Annotated in this window: 4 protein-coding genes; 2 read left to right on the top strand and 2 right to left on the bottom strand. The window is 42.0% G+C overall.

The annotated features are described in order from the left end of the window. Together COW20_00835 and COW20_00830 are read left to right on the top strand one after the other, a co-directional pair. Positions 1-1,698, top strand: a 1,698-nt coding sequence (locus COW20_00835; GenBank protein ID PIW51050.1) for a hypothetical protein, incomplete at its 5' end; no start/stop codon positions are given. Positions 1,699-1,701: 3 nt separating this feature from the next. Next, entirely contained in the window at positions 1,702-2,847 is a 1,146-nt protein-coding gene (locus COW20_00830) for a hypothetical protein (protein ID PIW51049.1), read from the top strand. A 139-nt stretch (positions 2,848-2,986) separates the two neighbouring features. On the opposite strand, the gene COW20_00825 is transcribed toward COW20_00830, so the two are convergent. Continuing rightward, on the bottom strand, positions 2,987-5,743 hold the full coding sequence (locus COW20_00825; protein PIW51048.1) for a hypothetical protein: 2,757 nt from the start codon (positions 5,741-5,743) through the stop codon (positions 2,987-2,989). A gap of 13 nt (positions 5,744-5,756) precedes the next feature. Beyond that, the gene (locus tag COW20_00820; protein ID PIW51047.1) at positions 5,757-6,410 is read right to left on the bottom strand and encodes a deoxynucleoside kinase; all 654 of its coding nucleotides are present in this window, start codon (positions 6,408-6,410) and stop codon (positions 5,757-5,759) included. Positions 6,411-6,420: the final 10 nt, after the last annotated feature.

The following is a 6,420-nucleotide window of genomic DNA, read 5'->3' as shown; positions in this document are numbered from 1 at the left end:
CGCCTCTATTTGCGTACTGATGAAATTCCTCATTTTTTCGCAGCATTTGGGAGTTACTGTGAACAAATCAAAAATAAATCAAGAAAAATTTTCTGGATTAGCTTCTTCTTTTATCTTTTTTTCTCATTTCTAATCATGGGTTGGTCTGCTGATACCTTTGAATTGTTTGATGATGAAGAAGGCGTGCTCGTTGTTCTGACCTTTATTGGCCTCGTGATTGGTTTTTTTGTGATGCTCGGTATCTTCAACAGTCAAAAAAAGAAATATCAATTATTACACGCCCGACAAAAATTACTTGCCGGATTTTTTCATACCATTCGGGAGGATCTACATCCTGAATCAGGTTTAAAAGGAAGTTTGGATCATGGCAAGTATACCCAAAAGGATCAATACAAACAAAAAACCAGCCCGTATTCAGGTTCAAAAAAGTCCTATTATAAATTTACCTGGGCTGCTCTTAAATTCACGCTTGCAGATGGCAATCAAGTGCAATTGCGCTGCATGGACAAACTCAAGGAGAAAGGAGGTTCCGTAATTCGGTTTCAAGAAATTGAAAAAGGAAAAATCCTCCCCAATGAACTACTTTATCAGGGAACCAAAAAATTAATTCCTTTGCGAAAAGAAATCGCAACCACACAAGAAAAACTGATCTTATCTTCAGAATTATTGGCAAGAGAGATGGTTGTCTTGTTTAAAAATGCCTATTTAAATCTTGAACCCAGAACACAAAAGGACTTGCGCTTAGCCCAAACCACTTCACAGCAAGAAAATATCCCACCCAAAGCGACTCTCTTACAGAACCAAGCGAACCAGATCCCTTCAGAAGCTGTTCAAACACTTCCGTCTGAACCCACTCCTATCTCAACCACGCGACTTACCACTTTTTTAAATCAAAGTAGCATTCCAGGCTTGAACTATACCCCCTTGGGAAAAGGTGGCTACCGCGTCACGCTCAAATCCAACACAGAGGCCGCCAACAGTCTTTTGATTTCATTTCTCGTGATAGACGGTGAAACTTTTCTTCGCCTGACACTGCCCTTCGAACTTGAAACACCTTCTTTTGAAAACTTGCTGAAAGCAAATCCAGCCTTGGCATATGGTCGGTTTGCACTGTATAAGGAGCAAGCGGCTCAAACCCCCTCACTCTGCTTAATCAAAAACCTGCTCTATAAAACTCTCGATCAGGAAGAATTAGATTCTGCACTGACAGGTCTGATACATCAAAGCAATCAACTCAAGGAAATTTCAGATATCCCACTCAAAGCAAAGGCGATGAAATCGGAACGCGAAACGGGCTGGGAATTGTCCCTTTTGCACGATGCCTTGTTTGATCTGAATGCCCAAATAGAAACCAAAGATAAGAAATTTAAAATCCAGATTCCCGTGAATCAAAATAGAAAACAAACCGTTCATCTGCGCTTTGACAGGCAAGATATGAGTGGACGCCAATTGATCGCTATTCAGTCTTTCTGTGGAGAAAACAATCCCAATCTCCACAAGCTCTGTTTAGAAGAGAATTCCAAACTGGCTTATGGCGCAATTGGCATCGGCAAATTAGGAGATAAAGAACTGTTTATGGTCACTGACAATCAATTGGCAGACACCGCACAAGCGCTTGAGATCCGTTCTGCAGTGCTTCAAATTGCAGAGAAAGCAGATAGTTTAGAATCGCTACTGTCTGATCGCGATACCTATTAGACAATGTATAAACTGGATCAATATTTCGGCAAGCGCCCTAAAAAACTGATACGCATGCGAGAAGGTCAAGAGCCACCCCGTCCGCTGAGTGTAAAAATCAAACTGACCTGGCACTGCAATTTAAAATGCAGGATGTGTTCACAGTGGCGTATTGAGGGAAAAAAACCACCCAGGCCCAGCTATTTCAACTCTTGGGAAAGCTTAAAGTCGGTACTTGATGATTTGATCTTCTTGAAAGCCAAAAAGGTTCATTTTTCAGGGGGCGAACCCTTGATCTTTCCCTGGCTGGCACAAGGAATTCGCTATTTGACAGATCATGGCAGGCATGTCACACTCGTCAGCAATGGTACGCTCTGGACACAGCAAAGAGCCGAAGAACTCATTTCTGCCGGTTTAAGCCAAATCACCTTTTCAATTGACAGCCCCAATCCGCAGACCTTTACAAAAATCAGAGGAGAAGCTCAATGGGAAAAACTGATCAAAGGTATTGAAAATACCCGCTCTGCCATCCAGCAATCCTCACAACTCATCAGCTTAAAAGCAAATTCTGTGGTAACTGCCATGAATTTTCATGAACTCAAAGACCTGCCACAACTGGCACACGACTTGGGAATACACCGACTGCGCCTTTTACCTGTTGACGACCTTCACCAAGAAACAGGGCCGTCGATCAGGCTGAACGAAGCCCAAATAAAAACATACAACCGTGAAATTGCTCCTGAATTTGCAGAAAAAGCTTTGAAATGGGGACTGATTCGCACAGCGTTTGAAGCCTATCCTTTTGGAACAAGTCAGACTGAAATTTCAGCTTCTGCTCAAGGGCTCTATGCCAAAGGGTTTTATCAGAAAAATTTATGTTTTGCCCCCTGGCTGCATACTTTGATTGCTGCCGACGGTAAAGTCTATGCTTGCTGTATGCTAAAGGGAGAAAAACAAGCCTTGGCTCAACTCAGTGAAACAGAAGGTTTCTCTGAAATCTGGACAGGTGAAGCCTATCAGAATTTTCGCCGTGAAATTCAAGAGCAAACGCCCTCTATCTGTCAAAACTGCGATGATTATCTCAGTGAAAATCAATATTTAAATCAATTGATTGCCTCTGTAGAAAGTAAATCCCCAACAAAAAACGCCCCAGGAAGGGGCGCCAGCTAGAGTTTTGATGGGCTAACCAGTGGACTGTTTTTGAATCCAGAAATAACTGGTCTTGAAAATAAGAGTAACATAAGAATTTGAAGAGAATATGTCACTGATTTTTCTTTTTGATTGAATTTTAAAAATATATTTCGTCATGCTATTTGAGCCCCAAAAACTGCGCTTCGATCCAATTTAAGCGCAAATTCCAAGCCGCCAACAGGCGTTTTGCCTGAACCTGCTCAGCCTTTGCACTCCATGTCTGATTTAACTGCAACAAAAAGTCCACTTGTGTCGCGTAGTTATCATAGGCAATTTCCAAATCCGAAAGTTTTTGAATCGGAGTCAGAGCTGGTAAGCCGTCTTCAGAAAAATTACGCTTCATTTCCTGGGGATGTATGGCCAACCAGAGTGGAATCCCCTTGTGTAACGCCCATTGATAATAGCCATTCAGCTCAGAATAAAAACAGCCTGTAAATGCCTGACAGCTTTCAAAGAGCAAAGCGACTTTTTCATGTTCATGCATTTCAGGAAAAAACAGAATGGCTTCCTCAGGTAACTCGGCAAAAACAGCTTCAAGAAACTCAAGCTGCTCAGCTTGAAGAGCGGATGTGCACCAAAGAATCAAGCGAATATCTTGATGTTTCAGAACAAATTCGCATAATAGCTTGTAAAATGCTCGCTCCAAGCGTGTTTCATTGGCCGAAATACCCACCAAAAGATTAAAATCAGAAAGCCCCTCTATGATCAAATCGGTTTCAAATTTAGGGGGGAACAGAGCAGGAAAATCAACGAGGTTCAAACAACCCTGAGAAGGATACTCATCAAAATCATAAACTCTTTTGATGAAATGAGGTGGATTTAGAACTTCTCCCACAAAAATACCGGCGACTGCCCCCTCGGAGAGAGAGAGTATGGGCTCCAAATCAGGGGGATTCTCAGGCAAGTTCGCAGACCATTGAAAAGAAACAGTCACAAAGAAGGGCTCCCAAATGGGATTGATCGCGCTTATCGCCAGCAAAGCCCAATTCAAAAACTGTTGAATCATGAGCAATGATTGAATTTTTTTTAAGCGAAGCAATATGGAGGCGAGACGATCAGCACTGAAACCCTGCTGCATCAACTCAATAATCTCAAGCAATAAGAATGTTTCCGAAAAGGTCTGAAAGCTGAGAGCAAGTTTATGATGCGCTTTTAAGAGGGGTAGACAGCGTAGATTGAACGCCTTCGCTTTCTCAATTTCTCTCATTTCAATCAACAATTGCAAAGTTTCAATCCATGCACTGACAAAATAGGCTTGATTGTTTTTTGAGATCTGGAAAGCAGACAAAGCACGCTTTGGATACTTTAAATCTTTCCAAAGTTTTCCCAAGAGAAAGGGCACATCACCCAGATCAGGCCTTTTGATCAACGCACGAATCAAATAGTGGAGTCTTTCATGCGAATCTGTTTGTAGCATGGCAAGGCGTAGCAAGAGCATCCATGACAATAAACTACGAATTTCTTGACCAGACGGATGTTTCGAGCTTTTGAGCTGACGAAATGCAGATTCCCATTCCACCTCAAAATGGGTATAGCGTTCAGGTAAGACAGGCAAAGTCTCGCACCAGTCCAGGGCTGAACTCTTTTCAACCCATTCCAATGCTTGAGAGTAATCAACAAGGGCTTGTTCCTTTTTCCCAAGCAACTCATACGACCATCCCAGATTCCATCTGATAACGGGGTTCTCAGCAGCAAGTTTGAGCGCTTCAAGTAAAAAAATCTGCCCCATATCTACCTGGGCATGAAGTTCAGCTTGAACCTGAACTGCTGAAGACGCAGTCCCACTATGAATCCCAGAGATTAAAAACACACCTTTTTGATTGAGAACTTCAGCACTTACATTCGGTAAAACCAAGATTTCATGTATGGCACGCTCAGGCGAACGTGGGGTATTGCTCTGAAATATTTGTCGGGTTTCAATGCACTTTATTTCAAACGGAGTAGCGGGTGCTCGCCCCTGCCTTTTTTTACTCAGTCGAGGCAGTAAGGACAGCAAATCTTCAAATTGTTTTTCATAGGAATGGGCTTGGATTTTAAGATAACCTGCTTCGGCAATGCGTGCCCTCTCTTCTTCATGTCTTAAATAATACTCAATTTTTTGCTCAAGATTTTGGGCATCATAGAATACACAAGAAACCTCATCCTCAAAATAATCCCGTACCTCAAGATTATCCTTTTCGATCATCAACAAAGCGCCGCAGGCTGGAGCTTCATAGGCACGCATATTCATCGTCCTGCAAATAGTATAGTTAAACACTATCTTTGCTTGATTCAGCAATCGGGTATAATCTTCTCCAAAAACACCAGAAGCAATCAAGACACGGTATTTATCTGAAAGGGCCCCAATTCGTTCTAAATAAAAACCCCGTTCTCGCTGAACATAATGGTTGATATTGCCGATAAAAACCAGATCATAGACCTTATCCACATCCGTTAAACGTCTGTGCTTTTGGGGTTCAAAGGAAAATCCCGGCCAAAGATGTAAATTGGTAATCCCTTGGGAATCTAGAATTTCGTAAAGAGCCCGATCTGCCAGGATATGATCAAAAAGTAAAAAATATTTCCAGAGTCCGGAAAGTTGTAAATTCCAATCCCCAGGGATTAAAAGGGTGGGAATACCAATCTCCTGAATCCCAGGAGGAATCGCTTGATAAACTGCGTCCCACCAGATCAGGTATTCGGGTTGCCAATCTGAGGGGAGTCGCTTGAATAAATCGCTAAGCGTATCCTTTTCGATATCATAGTAAGTGTCATAGCGTGGATCAATCGTCGCTTGGGTGCCACTCATAAAGACTTTGATCTGAGGATGGTGCAAGTAGGAGCCAATCACGCCCGGGTTAAACAGAGGGCCAATCAAAATACGGGGGATATTCAATTCAAAGTTACTCTCACGTGCGAGAAAATCCTTTAAGGCGCTCTAATCGGGTTTGAAAACTTTGGGCAAAGCTTTCAAAATCAGCCCCCTGTAAATCTGTTTCGCAAACGTCCACTGGAAGTAAAGGCATTGTAGAAGGGCCTTGTTCCAAACGTTCTAGCCATTCCTGATACAAATCATTGATCTGCTCTAAATATTTTAAATCAATGGTTTGCTCATACTCTCTGCCCCGCTGAGAAATCTGTTGAAGGAGTCTTTCGGTTGAGGCATGTAGATAAATAATCAAATCAGGCGGGTAGAGCAAATCTGTCACGGTAAAAAAAAGGCGTCTATAATTTTCAAACTGCAAATCGCTGATATAACCACAATTGTACTGATGCTGTGTAAAGATATGAAAATCCTCATAGATCGAACGGTCATGAATGACATTGGTGCCTGTGCGCAACATTTTTTCAATTTCTTTTTGTTGCGCTACACGTTGACCTAAAAAGTAAACCTGCATTTCAAAACAGATTTCCTTACCTTTTCCAGCATAATAATCCGCCAAATAAGGGTTATCGTCCAAATGCTCGTAAAATGCATGGAAATGAAACTTATTTGCAAGTTTTCTGGTGAGCGTAGATTTTCCAACCCCAGTGGTTCCAGCCAAGACAATATAATGTGACATTGACTCAATT

The sequence above is a fragment of the bacterium (Candidatus Blackallbacteria) CG13_big_fil_rev_8_21_14_2_50_49_14 genome (genome assembly GCA_002783405.1).
In the GTDB taxonomy this organism is placed as follows: Bacteria; Cyanobacteriota; Sericytochromatia; order UBA7694; family UBA7694.
The sequence above is the reverse complement of the archived record's forward strand: the minus strand, read 5'-3'. Positions and strand labels throughout refer to the sequence as shown.

Bases quoted from the DNA above. Each gene is read 5' to 3' on its own strand.
- COW20_00830 (PIW51049.1), top strand. From the start codon at position 1,702: ATGTATAAACTGGATCAATATTTCGGCAAGCGCCCTAAAAAACTGATA.
- COW20_00820 (PIW51047.1), bottom strand. From the start codon at position 6,410: ATGTCACATTATATTGTCTTGGCTGGAACCACTGGGGTTGGAAAATCT.